This is a genomic window from Stenotrophomonas sp. 01N47 (assembly GCF_056399165.1).
This window is the reverse complement of sequence record NZ_JBFTQU010000001.1, coordinates 175,298-193,914: the sequence shown is the minus strand read 5'-3', so window position 1 is coordinate 193,914 and position 18,617 is coordinate 175,298. Positions and strand designations below refer to the sequence as shown.

Annotated in this window: 19 protein-coding genes; 11 read left to right on the top strand and 8 right to left on the bottom strand. The window is 64.7% G+C overall.

Annotated elements, in window-relative coordinates:
- Positions 1-87: 87 nt before the first annotated feature.
- Genes AC1DKR_RS00825 through msuE form a run of 3 tightly spaced genes read right to left on the bottom strand, consistent with a single transcriptional unit; the run spans position 88 to position 2,786 of the window.
- A complete protein-coding gene (locus AC1DKR_RS00825) occupies positions 88-1,128 on the bottom strand; it encodes a methionine synthase (protein ID WP_478030426.1) in 1,041 nt (346 codons plus the stop codon).
- 40 nt (positions 1,129-1,168) lie between these two features.
- The gene (locus tag AC1DKR_RS00820) at positions 1,169-2,146 is read right to left on the bottom strand and encodes a DUF1852 domain-containing protein (protein ID WP_223495140.1); all 978 of its coding nucleotides are present in this window, start codon (positions 2,144-2,146) and stop codon (positions 1,169-1,171) included.
- A gap of 58 nt (positions 2,147-2,204) precedes the next feature.
- Complete coding sequence (gene msuE, locus AC1DKR_RS00815; protein WP_478030424.1) at positions 2,205-2,786, bottom strand: FMN reductase; 582 nt, start codon at positions 2,784-2,786, stop codon at positions 2,205-2,207.
- Positions 2,787-2,962: 176 nt separating this feature from the next.
- Between msuE and AC1DKR_RS00810 the strand changes: the two genes are divergently transcribed.
- Both AC1DKR_RS00810 and AC1DKR_RS00805 read left to right on the top strand, forming a co-directional pair.
- A complete protein-coding gene (locus tag AC1DKR_RS00810) occupies positions 2,963-3,877 on the top strand; it encodes a LysR family transcriptional regulator (protein WP_336028513.1) in 915 nt (304 codons plus the stop codon).
- Positions 3,878-3,897: 20 nt separating this feature from the next.
- The gene (locus AC1DKR_RS00805; protein ID WP_478030422.1) at positions 3,898-4,785 is read left to right on the top strand and encodes a methylenetetrahydrofolate reductase; all 888 of its coding nucleotides are present in this window, start codon (positions 3,898-3,900) and stop codon (positions 4,783-4,785) included.
- A 14-nt stretch (positions 4,786-4,799) separates the two neighbouring features.
- Here the strand turns inward: AC1DKR_RS00805 and gcvA are convergent, their stop codons facing one another.
- The gene (gene gcvA / locus AC1DKR_RS00800) at positions 4,800-5,711 is read right to left on the bottom strand and encodes a transcriptional regulator GcvA (protein WP_478030420.1); all 912 of its coding nucleotides are present in this window, start codon (positions 5,709-5,711) and stop codon (positions 4,800-4,802) included.
- 131 nt (positions 5,712-5,842) lie between these two features.
- Between gcvA and AC1DKR_RS00795 the strand changes: the two genes are divergently transcribed.
- The 4 genes from AC1DKR_RS00795 to AC1DKR_RS00780 all read left to right on the top strand — a co-directional run bounded on the left by AC1DKR_RS00795 (position 5,843) and on the right by AC1DKR_RS00780 (position 8,690).
- Positions 5,843-6,664 (top strand): MBL fold metallo-hydrolase, encoded by an 822-nt coding sequence (locus AC1DKR_RS00795; RefSeq protein WP_478030418.1) that lies wholly within the window; start codon positions 5,843-5,845, stop codon positions 6,662-6,664.
- Positions 6,661-7,527 (top strand): MBL fold metallo-hydrolase, encoded by an 867-nt coding sequence (locus tag AC1DKR_RS00790; protein WP_478030416.1) that lies wholly within the window; start codon positions 6,661-6,663, stop codon positions 7,525-7,527. Before AC1DKR_RS00795 ends, AC1DKR_RS00790 begins: the two co-directional genes overlap by 4 nt.
- A 94-nt stretch (positions 7,528-7,621) precedes the next feature.
- Positions 7,622-8,257 carry a hypothetical protein gene (locus AC1DKR_RS00785; protein ID WP_312400360.1) on the top strand — a complete coding sequence of 212 codons (636 nt, stop codon included), beginning with the start codon at positions 7,622-7,624 and terminating at the stop codon, positions 8,255-8,257.
- A gap of 49 nt (positions 8,258-8,306) precedes the next feature.
- Positions 8,307-8,690, top strand: coding sequence for a nuclear transport factor 2 family protein (locus tag AC1DKR_RS00780; RefSeq protein WP_025874534.1), 384 nt, complete (start codon positions 8,307-8,309; stop codon positions 8,688-8,690).
- Positions 8,691-8,705: 15 nt separating this feature from the next.
- Here AC1DKR_RS00780 and AC1DKR_RS00775 read toward each other — a convergent pair whose 3' ends face one another.
- From AC1DKR_RS00775 to AC1DKR_RS00765, 3 genes are all read right to left on the bottom strand, one after another.
- Positions 8,706-9,638: an ABC transporter six-transmembrane domain-containing protein gene (locus AC1DKR_RS00775; RefSeq protein ID WP_478030414.1), complete on the bottom strand. Its 933-nt coding sequence runs from the start codon at positions 9,636-9,638 to the stop codon at positions 8,706-8,708.
- A 127-nt stretch (positions 9,639-9,765) separates the two neighbouring features.
- Positions 9,766-10,842 (bottom strand): ATP-binding protein, encoded by a 1,077-nt coding sequence (locus AC1DKR_RS00770; RefSeq protein WP_478030412.1) that lies wholly within the window; start codon positions 10,840-10,842, stop codon positions 9,766-9,768.
- Positions 10,843-10,845: 3 nt separating this feature from the next.
- A complete protein-coding gene (locus AC1DKR_RS00765; RefSeq protein WP_478030410.1) occupies positions 10,846-11,562 on the bottom strand; it encodes a response regulator in 717 nt (238 codons plus the stop codon).
- 236 nt (positions 11,563-11,798) lie between these two features.
- On the opposite strand from AC1DKR_RS00765, the gene AC1DKR_RS00760 reads away from it, so the two are divergent.
- The 5 genes from AC1DKR_RS00760 to AC1DKR_RS00740 all read left to right on the top strand — a co-directional run bounded on the left by AC1DKR_RS00760 (position 11,799) and on the right by AC1DKR_RS00740 (position 18,029).
- On the top strand, positions 11,799-12,980 hold the full coding sequence (locus AC1DKR_RS00760) for an efflux RND transporter periplasmic adaptor subunit (protein WP_478031188.1): 1,182 nt from the start codon (positions 11,799-11,801) through the stop codon (positions 12,978-12,980).
- Between the two features lie 2 nt (positions 12,981-12,982).
- Positions 12,983-14,920, top strand: coding sequence for a MacB family efflux pump subunit (locus AC1DKR_RS00755; protein WP_478030407.1), 1,938 nt, complete (start codon positions 12,983-12,985; stop codon positions 14,918-14,920).
- Positions 14,921-15,033: 113 nt separating this feature from the next.
- Positions 15,034-16,206, top strand: coding sequence for a serine hydrolase domain-containing protein (locus AC1DKR_RS00750; protein WP_478030405.1), 1,173 nt, complete (start codon positions 15,034-15,036; stop codon positions 16,204-16,206).
- Between the two features lie 69 nt (positions 16,207-16,275).
- Positions 16,276-16,857: a hypothetical protein gene (locus AC1DKR_RS00745; RefSeq protein ID WP_478030403.1), complete on the top strand. Its 582-nt coding sequence runs from the start codon at positions 16,276-16,278 to the stop codon at positions 16,855-16,857.
- Between the two features lie 302 nt (positions 16,858-17,159).
- The gene (locus tag AC1DKR_RS00740; RefSeq protein WP_478030401.1) at positions 17,160-18,029 is read left to right on the top strand and encodes a S1 family peptidase; all 870 of its coding nucleotides are present in this window, start codon (positions 17,160-17,162) and stop codon (positions 18,027-18,029) included.
- Positions 18,030-18,093: 64 nt separating this feature from the next.
- Here AC1DKR_RS00740 and AC1DKR_RS00735 read toward each other — a convergent pair whose 3' ends face one another.
- Positions 18,094-18,579 carry a hypothetical protein gene (locus tag AC1DKR_RS00735; protein WP_478030399.1) on the bottom strand — a complete coding sequence of 162 codons (486 nt, stop codon included), beginning with the start codon at positions 18,577-18,579 and terminating at the stop codon, positions 18,094-18,096.
- Positions 18,580-18,617 lie beyond the last annotated feature (38 nt).

Below are 18,617 nucleotides of genomic sequence, written 5' to 3'. Positions count from 1 at the left end.
GCCAGTGTGGGAGCGGTGGGCTCCCGCACTGGCGCGCGGCCTTGGCCTCATCCATCCAAACGTGTCCGCCCGCATGCGCACTCGTGCTCAGCCGCGGGCCAGAAGCTCGTCGCGGATGATCTGTGCACCTGCGCTGAGCGCGCGCAGCTTGCCTCGTGCCACGTCACGCGACAGCGGTGCCATGCCGCAGTTGGTGCTGGGGTAGAGCTTGTCAGCATCCACGAACTGCAGGGCCTTGCGCAGCGTTTTGGCCACCTCCTCCGGCGTTTCGACCGTGCTGGAAGCCACATCGATGGCACCGACCATCACCTTCTTGCCGCGCACCAACTCGATCAGGTCAATCGGCACGTGCGAGTTGTGGCACTCCAGCGAGATGATGTCGATGCTGGACGTCTGCAGCTTCGGGAACGATTCTTCATACTGGCGCCATTCCGAACCCAGCGTCTGTTTCCAGTCGGTGTTGGCCTTGATGCCATAGCCGTAGCAGATATGCACTGCGGTTTCGCACTTGAGCCCTTCGACCGCGCGCTCCAGTGCAGCGACACCCCAATCGTTCACTTCATCGAAGAACACATTGAAGGCCGGTTCGTCGAACTGGATGATGTCGACGCCGGCCGCCTCCAGTTCCCTGGCTTCCTGGTTGAGGATCCCGGCGAACTCCCAGGCCAGCTTTTCGCGGCTCTTGTAGTGCGCGTCATACAGGGTGTCGATCATGGTCATCGGGCCCGGCAGCGCCCATTTGATCGGCTGCGTAGTCTGCCTGCGCAGGAACTTCGCATCTTCCACAAACACCGGCTTCGGGCGGCTGACAGCGCTCACCACGGTGGGCACACTGGCGTCGTAGCGGTCGCGGATGCGGACGGTTTCACGCTTCTGGAAATCGACGCCACTGAGGTGTTCGATGAAGGTGGTGACGAAATGCTGCCGTGTCTGTTCGCCGTCACTGACGATGTCGATGCCGGCGTGCTGCTGTTCCTGCAGGGACAGGCGCAGGGCATCCTGCTTGCCTTCAATCAGGCCGTCATCCTGCAGCTTCCAGGGCGACCAGAGCTTTTCGGGCTCGGCCAGCCAGGAGGGCTTGGGCAGGCTGCCTGCGGTGGAGGTGGGGAGCAGTTTCTTCGTCGACATTGCGTCTTGTGTCCTGAGGGGCGAATGGAAAAGCGGTGGATCAGCGGGCGGCCCACTGCTCAAGCACGGCGCGGTACGGCTTGATGAAATGTTCTTCGGTGAACCGGCCTTGCTTGACCGCCAGCTGGCTGCGTTCTTCGCGGTCGTAGACGATGCGGGTGGACGAATAGTCCTGGTGCTTCAGGCTGGGCTGGTAGACCTTGCCCGCTACGGAATTGGCGTTGTAGATCTCGGGGCGGTAGATCTTCTGGAAGGCCTCCATCGTGCTGATGGTGCCGATCAGTTCCAGGTTCGAGTAGTCGCCCAGCAGGTCACCCTGGAAGTAGAACGCCAGTGGCGCGACGCTGCCTGGCGGCATGAAGTAGCGCACCCGCAGGCCCATCTTGTCGAAGTACTGGTCGGTAGGGGAGAACTCGTCCTGTCGGTACTCCACGCCCAGGATGGGGTGGTGGTTCTCGGTGCGGTGGTAGGTCTTGCTGCTGGAAACGCTGATGCAGATCACCGGCCCCTTGCTGAAATTGGCGTGGTAGGCGTCCGATTCCAGGAAGTGCTTGAACAGCTTGCCGTGCAGGTCGCCGAAGCCTTCGGGAATGCCGAAGGTGGCCTTGCCTTCGTTGCTGGCGGGCAGCACGACGCTGAAATCGTAGTCGCGGACGTAGGACGAGAAATTGTTGCCGACGATGCCTTCCGTACGCACGCCGGTACGCGTGTCTACGATGGTCGGCCTTAGCACCTCGATCAGCGGGAACGGATCGCTGCCCTCATCGCCATCGATGTGCATCTCCACCGAGATGATGTCCAGCTCGACCGCGTAGCGATCCGCGCTGGGGTTGTCCCAGTGCGCCAGATCGTTGAAGCGGTTGTTGATCATGCCGAGCGTGTTGCGCAGGTTTTCCTGGCGGGATTCGCCGCGGGCCAGGTTGGCGAAGTTGGTGGTGATTCGCGTGCCGTCAGCGGGCTGGTAGTCCTCGTTGAAAGGAATACGGGTGATGCTGAAGGTGAAGTTCTCGGTCGTCATGGGCGGTGTTCCGGGTTGCGGGGGTGACATCCGAATGCAGGTCGATGGCATTCGGTATTCAGAGGACTGCAGCGGCCTCAGTAGCTGCAGGCACTGCACGATGGGAGAGGGCAAGCAGGGGCATCGCTCGCTGCACCGCCAGCCGCGCCCGCTGCATCAGGGCCTCGTTCTGCACGCAGCCGTCGGCGAAATCCTTGTCGGTTGCGTAGACACCCAAGGGCAGGGTTCGGGCCTGGAAGAAGCTGAAGAGCGGTCGCAGCTGGTGGTCGATCACCAGCGCGTGGCGTTCGCTGCCGCCGGTGGCGGCCAGCAGGATCGGGGTATCGACCAGCGCGTCCTGGTCGATGAAATCGAAAAAGTGCTTGAACAGGCCGGTGTACGAGCCGCGATAGACCGGCGTGGCCACCACCAGTACATCGGCCTGCTCGACAGCGGCCAACTGCCGCTCCACGGTTTCGGGCAACTGCGAGCGCCGGAGCGCACCGGCCAGTTGCGGCGCCAGTTCACCCAGTTCAATCAGGTACTGATCGCAGGGGACGCCTTCGCCGATCAGGTCCAGCAGGTGCTCGGCCAGGGTCGCTGCCCTTGAAGGGCGCTGCAGCCCGCCGGAAACGGCGACGATACGGAGGGGGCGGGTCATCTCTTCGCTTCAGCAGGGGAGGGGCTGCTTCGGGGTGATCTGCAGGGGCGCAGTCCTGCTGGCCGGCGGGGTAACCGGGCTGGCAGGTATCCCGAAGGCGTGAGCCGATGCTAGCCAGCCCGTCCCATGACGTAAAATGGTATTACTTCACCAATCCATGAGTGAGATTCATCGTCATGTTGGAGCGGATCCATCTCAGCATCGTGCAGCAGGTCGAACAGCAGGGGTCGCTCACGGCCGCCGCCGGTGTGCTGAACCTGACCCAGTCAGCCCTGAGCCACAGCATGAAGAAGCTGGAGCAGCAGTTGGGTACCAACGTCTGGCTGCGCGAAGGCCGCAGCCTGCGCCTGACCCAGGCGGGCCAGTACCTGCTGGCGGTGGCCAACCGGGTGCTGCCGCAGCTGGACCTGGCCGAGGAACGGCTGGGCCAGTTCGCGCAGGGCGAGCGTGGCGCGCTGCGCATCGGCATGGAATGCCACCCCTGCTACCAGTGGCTGCTGAAGATCGTCTCGCCCTATCTGGCCAGCTGGCCCGACGTCGATGTGGACGTCAAACAGAAGTTCCAGTTCGGCGGCATCGGCGCCCTGTTCGGCTATGAGATCGACCTGCTGGTCACGCCCGACCCGTTGCTGAAGCCGGGCCTGAAGTTCGTCCCCGTCTTCGATTACGAGCAGGTGCTGGTGGTGGCTAAGGGCCACGCGCTGGCGTCGGTCGAGTACGTCAAACCCCGCCAGCTCAGCCAGGAAATACTCATCAGCTATCCGGTGCCGTTCGAGCGGCTGGATATCTACAACCAGTTCCTGCTGCCTGCCGGGGTCACGCCCCGGCGCCACAAGGCCATCGAAACCACCGACATCATGATGCAGATGGTGGCCAGCGGTCGCGGCGTGGCCGCCATGCCGCGCTGGCTGGTGGAGGAGTACGCCGCCCGCATGGACGTGGTGCCGGTGCGTCTGGGTGCGAAAGGCATTCCCAAGCAGATCTACCTGGGCGCGCGTGAGGCCGATACCGGTATCGATTACCTGCAGGCGTTTGTCGAACTGGCACGGAACAGCTCCACAAGCGCCGGCAACCTGCGTGGAGCCGGCTGATGTCAGCAGGCGTTGGCCGCATGGAGCCACTGGCGCAGACCTTCGTCAACGCCTTTTCATTGGAAGTCAGTGCCAAGGCCATGCCTGCGTTGCGCGCCGAAGCCGCCCGCATTGCACGGGGGACGACGATTTCCATTCCCTACCTGCCGAGCGAGGACGATGCTGCGCGAATGGCCGCGGCACGCAGGGTGCGCGAACTGGGGTTCGAGCCGATGCCGCACCTTTCCGCACGCCGCATCGGCTCGCGGGCGGCGCTTGAGCACTTCATCGAGCGTGCCGTCATCGACGCCGGCATTGAGCGCTGTTTCGTGATCGCAGGCGATCTTGCTACGCCTGCCGGGCCGTTCGCCGACAGCACATCGATCATCGAGAGCGGCATTCTCGAGCGCGCCGGCATCAAGGTCGTGGGGGTGGGCGGGCATCCGCAAGGCCATCCGGTGATGACCAGCGCCGAGAGGTGGCGCGTGCTTGAAAACAAGTGCCAGCGTATCGAAGAGCGAGGCATGGCACCGCTGGTCATCACCCAGTTCGCATTCGACGCCGATATCGTTCTGGCCTGGTTGAATGAACTGCGCGCCCGTGGCATCACCCATCCGGTGCTGGTGGGCGTTCCCGGGCCAGCCAGCATCGCGCGGCTTGTACGCTATGCGGCCATGTGCGGCGTCGCTGCAAGCACCTCGATGCTGTCCCGCTACGGCATCTCCATCGGCCGCCTGCTGGGAAGGGCCGGGCCGGATGTGTTCGTGGACCGCCTGGCAGAGGGCTTGACCGAAGCCCATGGGCAGGTCAGCCCGCATCTGTTTCCCTTCGGCGGTATCGCACCAACCATGGAGTGGGTGGAGCACTACCGGAAGCGTGCAGGCGATGCGCGCACGACCTGCTTACCTGGCGCCGATGAACTGCCGTAACACGCATGGGCCTGTCATGGCCGATCACTGCACTCCTCACCCAGCCATTGGCAGAACGCCTGCACATCGGGGCGGTCCTGAGCCATCTCGCGACGGATCAACCAGAATGCGTAACGGTTCTCCAGCTCCAGGCTGAAGGGTTTCACCAGCCTGCCTTGGCGGAGATCATCTTCCACCAGCGGCGCCACGCCAAGCGCCACGCCATGGCCGGCCACCGCCGCTTCCTGCGCAAGATAGATGCTGGGAAAGACCGGCCCGGCGCTTGCGTTGACGTTGGTGGCGCCGGCGGTCTCCAGCCAGTGCAACCATGCCGGCACGCCGGGGCGGTCCGTGGCACTTTCATCGTGCAACAAGGTGCAGTGGCGCAGATCATCAGGCTGCTGCAGCGGGCCAGCAGTGCCGGCCAGCAGCGTGGGCGAGCACACAGGGAATACCGGCGCCTTCAACAGCAACGCTGCGCGCACGCCGGTGTAGTTGCCTGCACCGTAGCGGATGCCGATATCGAATCCTCCGCGCAGAAAGTCGGCATGTTCATTGCCGGTGTCGATGCGCACCCGGACATCGGGGTGCGCATGGTGAAAGCGGTGCAGCCTTGGGGCCAGCCATTTGGCGGCGAACGACTCCATGGTTGTCACCCGCAGCTCGTGTGGTGCGCGCGTCCTGGCGCGCTCCAACGCCAGGTCCAGCTGCCCAAGTAGATCGCCGACCGTTGTTGCCAGCGCCGCGCCCTCTGATGTGAGCGCCACGGCGCGGTGATTGCGCTGGAACAGGCTTACGCCCAGATAGGCCTCGAGGTGTTTGACCTGATGGCTGACCGCAGCCGGGGTGACGAACAGTTCGCGCGCCGCCTGATTGAAGCTGAGGTGGCGGGCAGCCGCTTCGAACGTGCGCAGCGCATTCAGTGGGGCAGTGGGGCGGGCTTTCACGGGCACCATCCAACGCAGGGGCCCTGTCATCGTAGCGCATGAATTTTTCTAACGCGAAGCGTAGAACTACTCGTTTGCCGGGTGCCGGATGAGCTGGTGATGATGCCGATCCCCCACCCGGAAAACCCGCCGTGCGTATTCAGGAGCTTGCCCCAGATGTGCTGATGTTCGTCGGTGACCAGGTTGAATCGGTCGCTACCGCCTTCGTCAACGGAGACCAGGTGCTGCTGGTGGACGCGTTGGGCAGCGAGGAGGATGCCGCCTGGCTGCGGGACGTGCTGCACAGGCAGATGGGCAGAAAGGTGCGACTGGTTGCCGCCACCCATTTCATGAGCGACCACATCTGTGGCATGACGCTCTTTCCAGAGGCACTGACCCTGGCGCACCGCCATCACCGGCATGCCTTTCTTTCGCAGAACCAACCGGTGGCATCACGCTACCGCGATCCCGATATCGTGTTCGACAATCTCGCCATGCGCTGGGGGCGCCACCAGCTGCGCTTCCTGTACAACCCTGGCAAAACGATGGACCACATGAGCGTAGATGTGCCGAGCGCCGATCTGGTCTGCGTGGGCGACAACATCGTCGGCAACATCGTCTATCTCTCCCGGTCGGACCCGGCGCTGCAGCGCGCCGCCATCGGCCGTATCCAGCAGTTCGGGCGCAGCAGGGTGGTCGGCGGGCATATCGGGGTCTTCGATGCGGCGGTGCTGGGCAATGCACTCCACTATCTGCAGCGGATGCAGGAGATCGTCGTGGACATCTGGCTGCGAGCCGCACCGACGGAAGCCACGGTGCTGATAGCAGCCATCAGACTGGAGGATTGCATCGCGTCGGGGGTAGCGCCGACGGCATTCGAACGAGAATGGCATGGACACAATCTCACGGCGATCGTCGCGCAGTCGATCTTCTCCCTGGATGCTGCGCTGGCAGCAAGGGAGCAGGCCGCATGAAACACGATTCCGTCAACGCGCCGGCGCTGGGTAGTCGCAGACGCTTCCTTGCCAGTTGCGCCGGTGTGGCCGCTGCTGCGCTGGTCCCTGCCGGCGCCGCAGCGCCACCGGCGGCGATGCGCAGCCTGCGCGCCCAGCGATTGGCGTGGGCCGGGGTGCGGCTGCAATTGCCGGAGAGCACGCTGCTGATTGATCCGCTGGTGAATCCCGCAACGTGGGGCAAGGCGTTGCCGGACCGGCTGGTGCCGGTGAACGATGTGCTGGGCGAAAGCCACGTGCTGGTCACCCACACCCACTCCGATCACTTCGATGCAGATGCGGTTGCGGCGGCGCTCAGCAAAGGGGGAACACTCGCATATCCAGCCGGCCTGCAGCCCATGCCGCTACCGGCAGCCGCACGTGCACGGCCGAGCGCGCTATGGGAGCCCCAACTGCTGGGCGACTTCACTGCAACGCCGGTACCGGCATCGGACGGCTACGGCGATACGCAGGTGTCCTGGGTGGTAACAGCAGGCGGCCGACGCATCTTCCATGGCGGCGACACCCAATGGCACGGCCATTGGTGGCGTATCGGGCGCCAGTTCGGACCGTTCGATGCGGCCTTCCTCCCCATCAATGGCGCCACGTTCGGCTGGCGCAAGCCAGTAAGTGACCAGCCTGGCGTACTGACGCCGGAGCAGGCGGTGGCAGCGGCGGCAATTCTCGGCGCACGCACGCTGGTGCCCATTCACTATGGCATCAGCGGAATGGACAACTATGCGGAAGTGGACGACCCGCTTGGACGACTTCGCAAGGCAGCCGGTGACCGTGCCGTGGCCGTGCAGTTCGTCGAGCCGGGCGCGTGGCTGACATGGCCGGCGTAGTCCCGTTTCCGCGCGTGCATCATTCCTGGCCCTGGAAGAACCCATGAATCGAACACACTGCATTGCAACCGCCATCGCATTTTCTTCTTTTTCCATGGCCGCCCTGGCAGCGGAAACAAACAGCCCCAAACGCCCTTCGGTCGAGCAGCTGCAGAAGGTGATCGTCAGCACCTCGCCGCAGACCCGTGTGGATGCTCCGGACAAAGAACGCATCACGGCGCGGCGGATCGATATCGTCGACGAGAACGGGGTGATCCGGATGACGCTCTCGGGGCAGACGCCACCGCCCATCATCGATGGCATCCAGTACAAGCGAGCCTTCAATGTGGCGGGCATGGTGCTGTACGACCACAAGGGCAGCGAGCGCGGTGGCTTCGGAACCGCAGACGTGGAGGGCGGCATGGCCGTACTGGCGCTTGACCACCCGGCCATGGATGCAATTGGCTGGCGTGTGTCGCCCGACGGCGACGTGCGGTTCTCGATCAACCAGGCGCCGCCGCTGATTCGCGAGCCGCGGCTGGGCAATCGCCTGATTCCGGGTGTGCAGACGCCAACTCGCATCGAGATGGCCGTGGCTGCCGATGGCACCCCTGCCATCGCGCTGAACGATCAACAGGACCGCGCCAGGCTGCGCCTGACCGTAACGCCGGAAGGCTACGGGGCCATCGAGTTCCTGGACGCGCAGGGCAGGGTGATCCATACCCTGGCGCCCGAAGCCCATCGGCAGTGATGGCAGGTTGTCACTGACGCAGCAATCGCACAACTACCATGGAGCCGGCATGGACACTGAAATACGGCAGCTCGAAGAAGCGCTGCGCATCGCGATGCTCACCAGCGATGTGGCCGCGCTGGATGGCCTGATTGCAGACGCCCTGATCTTTGTGGGGCCTTCGGGCGAAGTGTTTGGCAAGCAGGATGACCTGGCCCTGCATCGTTCAGGGCGCCAGAAGCTGAGCATGGCCGAATGGCAATCGGTGGAGATTGCCCTGCATGATCAAACCGCTGTTGCACTCACCACTGCGGACCTGGCCGGAACCTTCGATGGCGCAGCCTTCTCTGGCCGCTTCAGGTACTGTCGCTTCTGGGGGAAGACGGCCGGTGTCTGGCAAGTGCTGGGCGGCTCGGTTGTCGCTCTGCCCGCAGCAATGGAGACAATCGCCTAGACAGCCGGCGTTGACTCATGGCCCGGGGTGGACGTTGTTCTCCGCATCCTCCATTCCCGAGCTCACCCGGCGGCCGATGTCCTTCAGCCTTGCCAGCTGGTCGACCATCGACGGTGCATCGTCCAGGCTGCCGACAAAGGTCCACAGGTAGGTCATCACCGCATAGACGTGCCCAGGGGTCACGCCATCGGTCGTGGCGAGGCGGCCGATGGTCAAGGCAAACAGCACCGCAGCGGCCGCGCCGACCACCACGAAGGCACCAGCCTCGCGATCGGACAGCAGGATGCGCAGTCGCGACAGGGTGCGGTAGTGGCGGCGCAGCACGGACGGGCCAACCCGGTCGACCAGCCGGATTTCATGCTCCAGCCGGTTGTTCAGGCGGCCGTGCAACTGCTCGTTGCGGCGAGCGAACGAGGGCAGCAACACCAGCGCACCGAGCAGGGCGATGAGGCTGGCGGCCCCCACCAGGGGTTCGATTGCCAGCAGCATCGCCGCCGCGCCGAACATGGAAACGAGCGCAGTGGCGATGATCGGCACGTGCTTCTCGAAGAAGTCGACGAACTCGCGGGCCAGTACCACCCGCGCCGCCGAGGTGGAGGTGGCCTGCCCCAGGCGCCGCTGCGCCTGCACCACGTTTACCGCCAGATCGGCGTAGATGCGGGTGAAGGTGCGTGTATCGACCGCACGGCGGGCGGCGCCTACCAGCCAGAACAGCAGCACCACGCCGGCGTAGGAAATGGCATGGCCGACGTTGCCACGGATGATCGCATCCACCGCGAAGCCGGCGAACAGCGGATAGGCCAGCAGCAGCGCATTCTCCAGCGCCACCAGCGAAAAGGTGCCGGTGAGCTGCCAGGGGTAGGTGCGCAGGATGGCTTTCAGGGTGGCGGCCGCATTCTGCTGGCCGATGCTGCCGGCTGCGACGGCCGGATCGTGTGGGGGCTTCATGGGGACCTGGGCAGATCGAGGATGGGGCAGGGGATGGATGGAGGGCCCCCGGCTCTGCCCAGTATCGGCAGCGCCTTGGAGTGGAGATGGAGGAACGATGGAGATCGCGTGGAGGAACCGACGGCGTTCAGCGACGGGCGTGCACCGGCCAGCGGATCTCGAACGCACTGCCGCCACGCCCGCTCGGCCGGCACTGTGCCGTTCCGTGATGGGCGACAGCGATCGCACGCACCACCGCAAGGCCGAGCCCGGAACCGCCGCCCTGGCGGGAACGTGAGACGTCGGTGCGCTGGAAGGCTTCGAAAATGTTGTCGCGCAGCTCATCCGGCACGCCAGGCCCGCCGTCGTCCACGGTCACCGTGCAGTGCCCTTCGGCCAGCTTCACATACACCCGCAGCGGGCAAGGCGTAGCGTGGCGGCGTGCATTCTCCAGCAAGGCCAGTACCGCCTGGCGGATGCGTGCGGGGTCGCAGTCCACCAGCGCCGGCCGCGCGTCCAGCGTCACCGAGAAACTGCTCTCGGCCAGGGCATCGGACATCGCTTCCACTACCGCGCCCACCTGAACGCTGACGTCGCTGCGCTGCAGGCGCAGGTCCAGATGACCACTTTCGGCCAGGCTCACCACCCGCAGGTCTTCGATGATGCGCGTCAGGCCTTCCAGCTGGGTCAGCATACTGGTGAACTGCTCCGGCCGTGGCTCGAACACACCGTCGGCGATGCCCTGCAGGCGGCCGCGCAGAATGGTCATCGGCGTGCGCAGTTCGTGCGCGATCGCGGCGTTCCAGAACACCCGGTTCTGCGACATCCGGCTCAGCCGCTCGGCCATGGAATTGAAGTCGCTGACTAGCGTGGCCGCTTCAGTCATCGAGGTGTGGTCGCCGCGTGCACGCGCATCCAGATCACCGCTGGCCACGCGGCGAAGGCTTTCGGCCACCGAGTTCAAGGGCGTGATGATGCGCCAGGTCAGGCGCGAAGCGATCAGCGAAGCCAATACGATGACCAGCGTGGCAGTGAGGCCGATCCACAGCCATTCCAGCCCCGACGGCAGCATCGTCTGAGGCGTGTCGTACCAGCGCGGATAGAAGACTTCCATCAGGTAATAGAACAGATAGAAGCCGGCGATCGACAGGACCGTCGAACACAGTGATGCCACCACGATCGAAAGCGTGATCTGGCGGCCGATGCTCTTGCCTTTGGTGGTCATCAGTCAGCCCAGCAAGCGGTAGCCAACGCCGCGGATGGTCGCCGGAACGCCGTGTACGCCCACATCCTCCAGCTTGCGGCGCAGCTTGCTCACGTGGCTGTCTACGGTGCGTTCCTGGGCATCGCCTTCGGGCAGGCAGGCGTGCAGAAGATCGGCGCGCACATGTACCTGGCGCGGTGCGCGGGCCATGTGCACCAGCAGGCGGAATTCAGTGAGGGTGACAGTCAACGCACGTCCTTGGCCTTCGACATGGACCGTCACATCGTGGCTGCGCAGATCGATCTCGAACGGCCCTTGGCGGATCACGCCGTTGGGCACATCGGCGCCAGAGGGCGCGCTACGGCGCAGCACCGCCTGGATGCGCGCGACGATCTCGGCCGGGTTGAACGGCTTGGCTACATAGTCGTCGGCGCCCACGCGCAGGCCGGTCAGCTTGTCCAGGTCCTGGTCGAGTGCCGTAAGCATGATGACAGGCGTATTGCCGCGCCGACGCAGTTCGCTCAGCACCTGCCAGCCATCCTTCTTCGGCATCTGCACATCCAGCAGTACCAGGTCGGGCCGCAGCTGGTGGTGGCTCGCCAGTGCGGCCTCGCCATCGCTCGCCCTGACACTGCGCATTCCGGACCGCGCAAGGTAGGCGCCAAGGATATCGGCGATTTCGCCTTCATCTTCGGCAATGAGGATCAACGGCATCTGATGGGTGCGGATATCTCGCTTCATTGCAGGCAGGGGGCGGACGACCCCAGCGAGGCTAGCGCCGCTTGATGGAGACCCGGTCGAGATTGTGTCGAGATTGTGTGGACCCGCGCCGGTGGGTTCAGCGGCGGGTGGTCCACCTGAACGCAGGCCCCGGCTCCATGCGATCTCCACACTGGCTCCAGGAAACGTCCAACTACGGCTCCCAGACTGAGGCCTCGGCGGTCGCGATGGGTGACCGCAAGCAGCCGGGCATCTCGATGAACACCCGCAAGACTCTGATCATTGCCACTGCCGTGGCCGCCGTTGCGGGCAGCGCCGTGTGGTGGGCGTTCGCCGATGGCGATGAGGGCGCCCTGATCACCGCGCCGGCAAGGGTGGCCGATCTCGAGAAGACCGTCCAGGCGGTGGGTCGAGTCAATCCGAAGGAACTGGTGGCGGTCGGCGCGCAGGTATCCGGGCAGGTCAAACGCCTGCACGTGGTGCTGGGCCAGCGCGTGCACGCCGGCGACCTGATCGCCGAGGTCGATTCGCAGCCGCAGCGTATCGCCCTGCGCAGTGCCGAGGCGTCCACCAATGCGCTGCGGGCGCAGCATGCCGCAAGCCTGGCCCGCTATGCGCAGGCCAGCCGCATGCATGATCGGCAGTCGCAGCTGGTGGTATCGCAGCTGGTCTCGCAGGAGGGCTTCGAGGCCGCCCGGGTTGCACGCGATGCGGCACGCTCGGAGGTGGCTGCATTACAGGCGCAGATCGATCAAGCAGTGACCCAGGTGGAAACGGCCCGGATCAACCTGGGCTATACCCGCATTCTCTCGCCGACCGACGGCTACATCGTCGCCATCGTCACCAAGCCCGGGCAGACACTGAACTCCATGCAGACCACGCCGACCATCGTGATGCTGGCACAGATGGACACGATGACCGTACGTGCCGAGATCGCCGAGGCCGACGTGGAACTGATCGCACCTGGCCAGCCGCTGTGGTTCTCGACGCTGGGGCCGAGCGGACGCCGTTACGAATCCCACCTGCAGCAGTTGGAGCCCGCGCCATCCTCGATTGCCGACGTGGCCTCCGGCAACCCCGGCAGCTCAGCGCAGACACCGAAGGCGGTGTACTACGCAGGCCTGTTCGACGTGGCCAACCCCGGTCTGAAGCTGAAGCCATCGATGACGGTGAAGGTAACCCTGCAGCTGGCGCGGGTGGCCAACGCGCTGCAGGTACCGTTGACGGCGCTGGACGAACAGGATGAGAGGAACAGCACTGAAAGCACCGTGCGCGTAATGGATGGCAAGGGGCGCATCCAGCAGCGCGTGGTGACCACGGGCCTGCGCACTGCTACCGCCGTGCAGATACTGTCCGGGCTGCGGGCCGGCGAGAGCGTTGTGATCGGGCAGGCACCCAGTGGCGGCGAACCGCAGGCCACCAGCCTGCTGGGGATGTGAGCGTGACCCACGCGCTGCTTGAACTGCACGGCGTATCGCGCGCCTACCACACTGCCGCCGGTGAGGTGGTGGTGCTGAAGGATGTATCGCTGCGCATCGATGCCGGCGAATTCATTGCCATCATCGGCCCATCGGGCTCTGGCAAGTCCACCCTGATGAACATACTTGGCTGCCTGGACCGGCCCACCCAAGGCAGCTATCGCGTGGACGGTGCGGCCACCGAGCAGATGCCACCGGACAAGCTGGCATGCCTGCGGCGCGAACACTTTGGATTCATCTTCCAGCGCTACAACCTGATGGAGAACCTGAGCGCCATCGAGAACGTGGCGCTGCCAGCGGTGTACGCGGGCGTGGATGCCCAGGCGCGCACGGCGCGAGCACACACACTGCTGGAAACGTTGGGGCTGGGCGAGCGTGCCGGCAACCGGCCGAGCCAGCTGTCCGGCGGCCAGCAGCAGCGCGTGTCCATCGCCCGTGCGTTGATGAACGGCGGTGCCATCGTGCTGGCCGACGAACCCACCGGTGCCTTGGACAATGCCAGCGGCCAACAGGTGATGGCCGAACTGAAGCGCCTGCATGCGCAGGGCCACACGGTCATCCTGGTGACCCACGATGCATCGGTTGCCGCCCACGCGGCGCGGGCAATCGAGATTGCCGACGGGCGCGTCGTAGCGGACCGCGGGGTGGGCGGTCGGTTGTCCGCGCACTCCGAATCGCCACCCGAACGCTCATCGCGTGCCGAGCGGCGTGCTCAACTGGATGGCGTGCGCGAGGTTGCGCACATGGCGGTGCGCTCGATGCTGGCCCATCGCCTGCGCACGTTGCTGACCATGCTCGGGATCATCATCGGCGTCGCCGCTGTGGTCACCGTAGTGGCATTGGGCAAAGGCGCACAGGCGCAGGTTGAATCACAGATCAACGAGCTCGGTGCCAGCACCCTGGAGATCTTCCCGGGCACTGATTTCGGTGACCCGCGTTCGGCGGAAATCGAAACACTGGTGATCGCCGATGCCGACCATCTGGCCGCACTCAGCTACGTGGACAGCGTCAGCCCGTCCTTGAGCGGCTCGGTGGCCGCGTTGCAGGGCAGCCGGCGTGCCAACACCCAGGTGATGGGCGTTGGTGCGGATCTGCCACGCGTACGCGGCCTGCGCCTGAAGGCCGGGCGCTTCTTCACCGATGCTGAAGTGGACGCACACCGCGCAGTGGGGGTGGTCGACCAGAAGGCTGCCACCGCACTGTTTGCCGGCAGCCCGATCGGCAGCACGGTGCTGCTGGGCGGCATGCCGGTAGAGGTGATCGGCGTGGTCGGCGCCAGCGCCTTTGCCGGCGGTGCAACGCCCACCGTCTATGTGCCGTATACCTCGGCGTCCTCGCGCCTGCTGGGCAACCAGCGGCTGGAGAGCATCACCGTGCGGGTGCGTGACAACGTCTCCACAGGCGCCGCCGAAGCCTCCTTGGCCGCCGAACTGCAGCACCGGCACGGCAGCCGCGACTTCTTCATCTACAACGCCGACCAGATCCGCAAGGCGGTGATGAAGTCCAGCCAGACCATGGCCGCGCTGGTGTCAGCCATCGCCGCCGTCGCCTTGATAGTGGGTGGGGTAGGGGTGATGAACATCATGCTGGTATCGGTGAAGGAACGCGTGCGCGAGATTGGCGTGCGCTTGGCCGTGGGCGCGCGGCAGAGTGACATCCTGCGCCAGTTCCTGATCGAAGCGGTGCTGATCTGTCTCTTCGGCGGCGTACTCGGCGTGCTGTTCGCCTTCAGCGTGGGTGCGTTGTCCAGCCTGTTGTCGCTGGGCGTACCGCTCCTGTTTACCGCCGCGCCCGTATTGGCCGCGCTGGCGTGTTCGTCGGCTATCGGCTTGGGCTTCGGCTACTTCCCCGCACGCAGTGCCGCGCAGCTGGACCCGATCCAGGCCCTGGCTGCGGAGTAGGGGGATTCTGACCATGCCGCGACTACAGGCACAGGCGTCAGTCTCAGCCATCGGCTATCTTGAGAGCCCTTTCCCCACATCTCTTCAAGCGCCTACGCATGCATGCGAATCCGATGACTGTTCGAAACAGGCGATGGCTCGGCAGCGTGGTCGTATCCGCGGCGCTGTTGGCGGCAGGCTGCGCCAGCGAGAAGGCCGCAACGAAGGATCTCGGGGCGGAGATCGACGAAGTTGCCGCGACGCTGATCCAGCGGCCGCTACTTCATTCGACCTCGATCGGCGTCGTGTACCGGGGCGAGGAATTCGTCCGTCATCGCGGCGACATGGAAACCGGCAAGCCTGGCCCTCCAACCGATGCGACCCTCTACGAGATCGGTTCGTTGAGCAAGACCCTGGCCGGCACCCTGATGGCCAATGCCGTTCTGGAACACAAGGTCAGCCTGGACGACGACGTCCGGCAGTACCTGCAGGGGGACTATCCGAACCTGCAGTACAAGGGCGAGCCCATCCGAATCCGCCATCTGCTGTCGCACACCAGCGGCCTGCCGAACATGCTGCCGGAACGCGCGAACACGGTGTTGGAGGACTTCACCGATCATCGTACGCCCAGCGAACTCAACACCCTCTATGCACACTACGGCAAGGCTGACTTCTTCAAGGATCTGCACGCCGTCGAGATTGACCGGGCACCCGGCAAGGACTACGCCTACTCCAGTGCCGGAACGGAACTGACAGCGCATATCCTGGAAACCGTCTACAACAGCGACTACGAGTTGCTGTTACGCGGATTCCTTGGCGATTCCGCGGCGATGACGGGTCTCAGAATCAGACTCAGCGACAGCGAAGCATCCCGGCTTGCGGTCGGCTATCACAGCGACAACCCGATACCGACCACGCCGATGCCACAGTTGCCGTGGGGCGCCTCCGGGAACGTGAAGGCAACTGTCCCGGAAATGGTGAAGTACCTCAGGTTCCAGCTGGCCAACGGGCCGGTGGTAAAGGAGTCGCATCGCCCTCTGGTCACGTTCGATTCGGAGTTCAGCATCGGCTACTTCTGGAACATCGTTTCCGGTGACCGGCTGAAGGGCGTCTACCATGCGCATCATGGTGGCGTACCGCGGTCGCAGTGCTACATCTACATCGTGCCCAAGTACGATCTTGGCATCTTCATCATCACCAACCAGAGCGGCGACCAGACGGCGCGCGCCATGGAGGCTGCGATCGATACGCTGGTCGAAAGAATCGCCGCGCGGGAAGCGCTCGCTGGTAATGATGTTTCCCGATAGAGAGGGTGTTTCCCAGCTGTCCGGTGTGGTGCCGAACAGTGTTGGCACCCCAGGCAGGAGCATTGCGCGTTGATCACCCGTACGTTGAACAGGATTCTACTGCTCGCAGGCTTGGGGCTTGTCGTTGCGCCGAACGCCCCGGCAGCAGAATCGATCCGCAGCACCGTTCCCAGGCAGGATGAAATCGATCAGGCGCTGGGGCTTGTGTCCTGCAAGGCGGATCGCACCTCATTCCGGGCGTTGGCCCATCAATTGCGTGACATCGCAACCCGCGGGAAGCCATCGGGTGGCTGGCAGCCGATCGCCGGCAAGGGTGGGGGTTACAGCAATGCATTGGGCGACATGCCCGGCGTTGTCGCGGAAATGAAGCTTCCAGCACCGGCTCTGGTCTTCGGTCATCCGTCCACGCGGCTGATACTGTCGCGCAGTTCCGTGGTGGCTGTCTTCGATGCAGCCCTTGCTGCAGACCTCACCAAATCGCTTTCCCTCGATGGGCCGGGGACGCAGGGCGAACCCGGAGGAATGCGCGTAGTCCAGTCAGTACCGGAAGCCCAGGGCGATGGCATTGAAGTGATGGCACTGGTTGCCCAGCGCATCGAGGCCGACCCGATGCCGATCGCCGTGGCCGGGTGCCTGTACTTCACCCGGTGAAGTGCGCGACGTTTTCATGGACGGGGGGCCTTGCTCGTTCCCGATCTTCGCTCCGGGGCTGCGAACAGAGGGATTCAAGGGCGCGAACCAATCTCGAAATCCTGCGCACGTACGACCTGTTCGATCCGCAGGAATGCCAGGCTCGCCTTGCGCGGTGAACACTAAACGTCTCGGCGCGTCCCGGTTTCAGACGCGGTTTCCATCCCTTCGTCGGTCACCACGGGAATTGGTCGCGCGTCCATCAGCAGTGTCGATGCGTTTTGCTAGGCTGGATCGATCGACCACAAGGATGAATGCTTTCGATGAATCGCTGGCTCTTTCTGCTGCTTGCCGCGCTCCCGTTCGCTGCCGGGGCCATCGTCATCCGTGATGATGTCGAAGATGGCAGGTACCGCATCCAACGATCTGACTTCCCGGCGCTGGCGGACATGCCGGGAGAGGGGCACGGCGTTCTCATCGCCCCGCGTTGGGTGCTGACCGCAGCGCATGCAGCGCCGATGGAAGGAATGGGAGCAACGATCGCGATCAATGGCAACGCGTATGGCGTTGAACGCGTATTCCTGCATCCCGGCTACCGGAGGATGCCCGAGGCCCTGGGCAAGGAGGCGATGGCAACAGGAAGTCCTTCCCGGATCCATGCCTTCCTGGCGGCCTCGGATGACATCGCGCTGATCAAGCTTGCCGCGCCGGTGACCGATGCCACGCCCGTGGCGCTGTATCGGGGTTCAGCAGAGGTCAGGCAGGTCGCCGTCTTGATAGGGAAGGGCGCCACCGGCAACGGTGCGGTTGGCCAGTTGCCGGATGCGCCGCACCGTACATCCCTGCGGCGGGCCCACAACACGATTGCCGGCGGCAATCAGCGGTATCTCTGGTATCGGTTCGATCCGCCGCCGCAGGGCCTGCCGCTTGAGGGCGTGCTGGGAAGTGGAGACAGCGGTGGTCCGCTTGTGGTCAACGACCACGGCACCTGGCAATTGGTGGGGCTGGGGTCCTGGATCACGGCCGTACCCGAGCATGCCCTTGAAGCGGGTTTCTATGGCCAGATGGTCCACAACGTTCGCGTGTCACGCTACGTCGACTGGATCGAGGCGGTCATGCGGCAGGGGGACGATAGCCTGCCGCCCAGTAAAGCCGGACGCGCCAATGGCTCACTTGGAAATGGACGCCCGTAACAGGTCCGATCGTGGAATCCCGCACAAACTGTTCTGAAGCGGAGCGCGCGCAGATGTGCCGCGCTCACCGCACCGCGCATGTCGCTGAGGTGGCCCGCGGGGTGGGCACCCGCCACACCTGTTCACCTTCCTCGTCATTGCCCACGTAGAACGCGATGCGCCCATCCTCCTCGCGGCGAAGCGTGGGACTGAACGTGATGGTGTCCATTTCGCCGCCCTTGCCGACGAAGCGCATTTCACCGCCGCAGACAAAGTTCGAACCGGCCTGCTCTCCCAGCGCACCACAGTTCAGTGGCGAGGATTCGGCGCGGACCAACGGCTTCACCCGAGGCTGGATGCGCCCCTGGTCGGCCAGCTCGCAGAAGTGGTCGGCGATGGCGTTGCGCATCTCGGCCTGTGAGGGCATCCATGCGGGGCAGCGGGACGCGTCGTCCTGGCAGCTGCTGGCCGGGGCGGTGGAGGCGGGCTGGGTGGACGGTGCTGCGATCGTCCCGGAAAGCGGCAGCAGGGAAGCTGCGATGGCAAGCAACAGGCGAGTGGAGACGGGCACGCGTATCTCTGGTCAGTTGAGCCCGGCATCGTAACGCA

Excerpts from the sequence above, each read along its gene's own strand:
- AC1DKR_RS00825 (WP_478030426.1), bottom strand. The coding sequence starts at position 1,128 with ATGTCGACGAAGAAACTGCTCCCCACCTCCACCGCAGGCAGCCTGCCC.
- AC1DKR_RS00820 (WP_223495140.1), bottom strand. The coding sequence starts at position 2,146 with ATGACGACCGAGAACTTCACCTTCAGCATCACCCGTATTCCTTTCAAC.
- msuE (WP_478030424.1), bottom strand. The coding sequence starts at position 2,786 with ATGACCCGCCCCCTCCGTATCGTCGCCGTTTCCGGCGGGCTGCAGCGC.
- AC1DKR_RS00810 (WP_336028513.1), top strand. The coding sequence starts at position 2,963 with ATGTTGGAGCGGATCCATCTCAGCATCGTGCAGCAGGTCGAACAGCAG.
- AC1DKR_RS00805 (WP_478030422.1), top strand. The coding sequence starts at position 3,898 with ATGGAGCCACTGGCGCAGACCTTCGTCAACGCCTTTTCATTGGAAGTC.
- AC1DKR_RS00790 (WP_478030416.1), top strand. The coding sequence starts at position 6,661 with ATGAAACACGATTCCGTCAACGCGCCGGCGCTGGGTAGTCGCAGACGC.
- AC1DKR_RS00785 (WP_312400360.1), top strand. The coding sequence starts at position 7,622 with ATGGCCGCCCTGGCAGCGGAAACAAACAGCCCCAAACGCCCTTCGGTC.
- AC1DKR_RS00780 (WP_025874534.1), top strand. The coding sequence starts at position 8,307 with ATGGACACTGAAATACGGCAGCTCGAAGAAGCGCTGCGCATCGCGATG.
- AC1DKR_RS00775 (WP_478030414.1), bottom strand. The coding sequence starts at position 9,638 with ATGAAGCCCCCACACGATCCGGCCGTCGCAGCCGGCAGCATCGGCCAG.
- AC1DKR_RS00770 (WP_478030412.1), bottom strand. The coding sequence starts at position 10,842 with ATGACCACCAAAGGCAAGAGCATCGGCCGCCAGATCACGCTTTCGATC.
- AC1DKR_RS00765 (WP_478030410.1), bottom strand. The coding sequence starts at position 11,562 with ATGAAGCGAGATATCCGCACCCATCAGATGCCGTTGATCCTCATTGCC.
- AC1DKR_RS00760 (WP_478031188.1), top strand. The coding sequence starts at position 11,799 with ATGAACACCCGCAAGACTCTGATCATTGCCACTGCCGTGGCCGCCGTT.
- AC1DKR_RS00750 (WP_478030405.1), top strand. The coding sequence starts at position 15,034 with ATGACTGTTCGAAACAGGCGATGGCTCGGCAGCGTGGTCGTATCCGCG.
- AC1DKR_RS00740 (WP_478030401.1), top strand. The coding sequence starts at position 17,160 with ATGAATCGCTGGCTCTTTCTGCTGCTTGCCGCGCTCCCGTTCGCTGCC.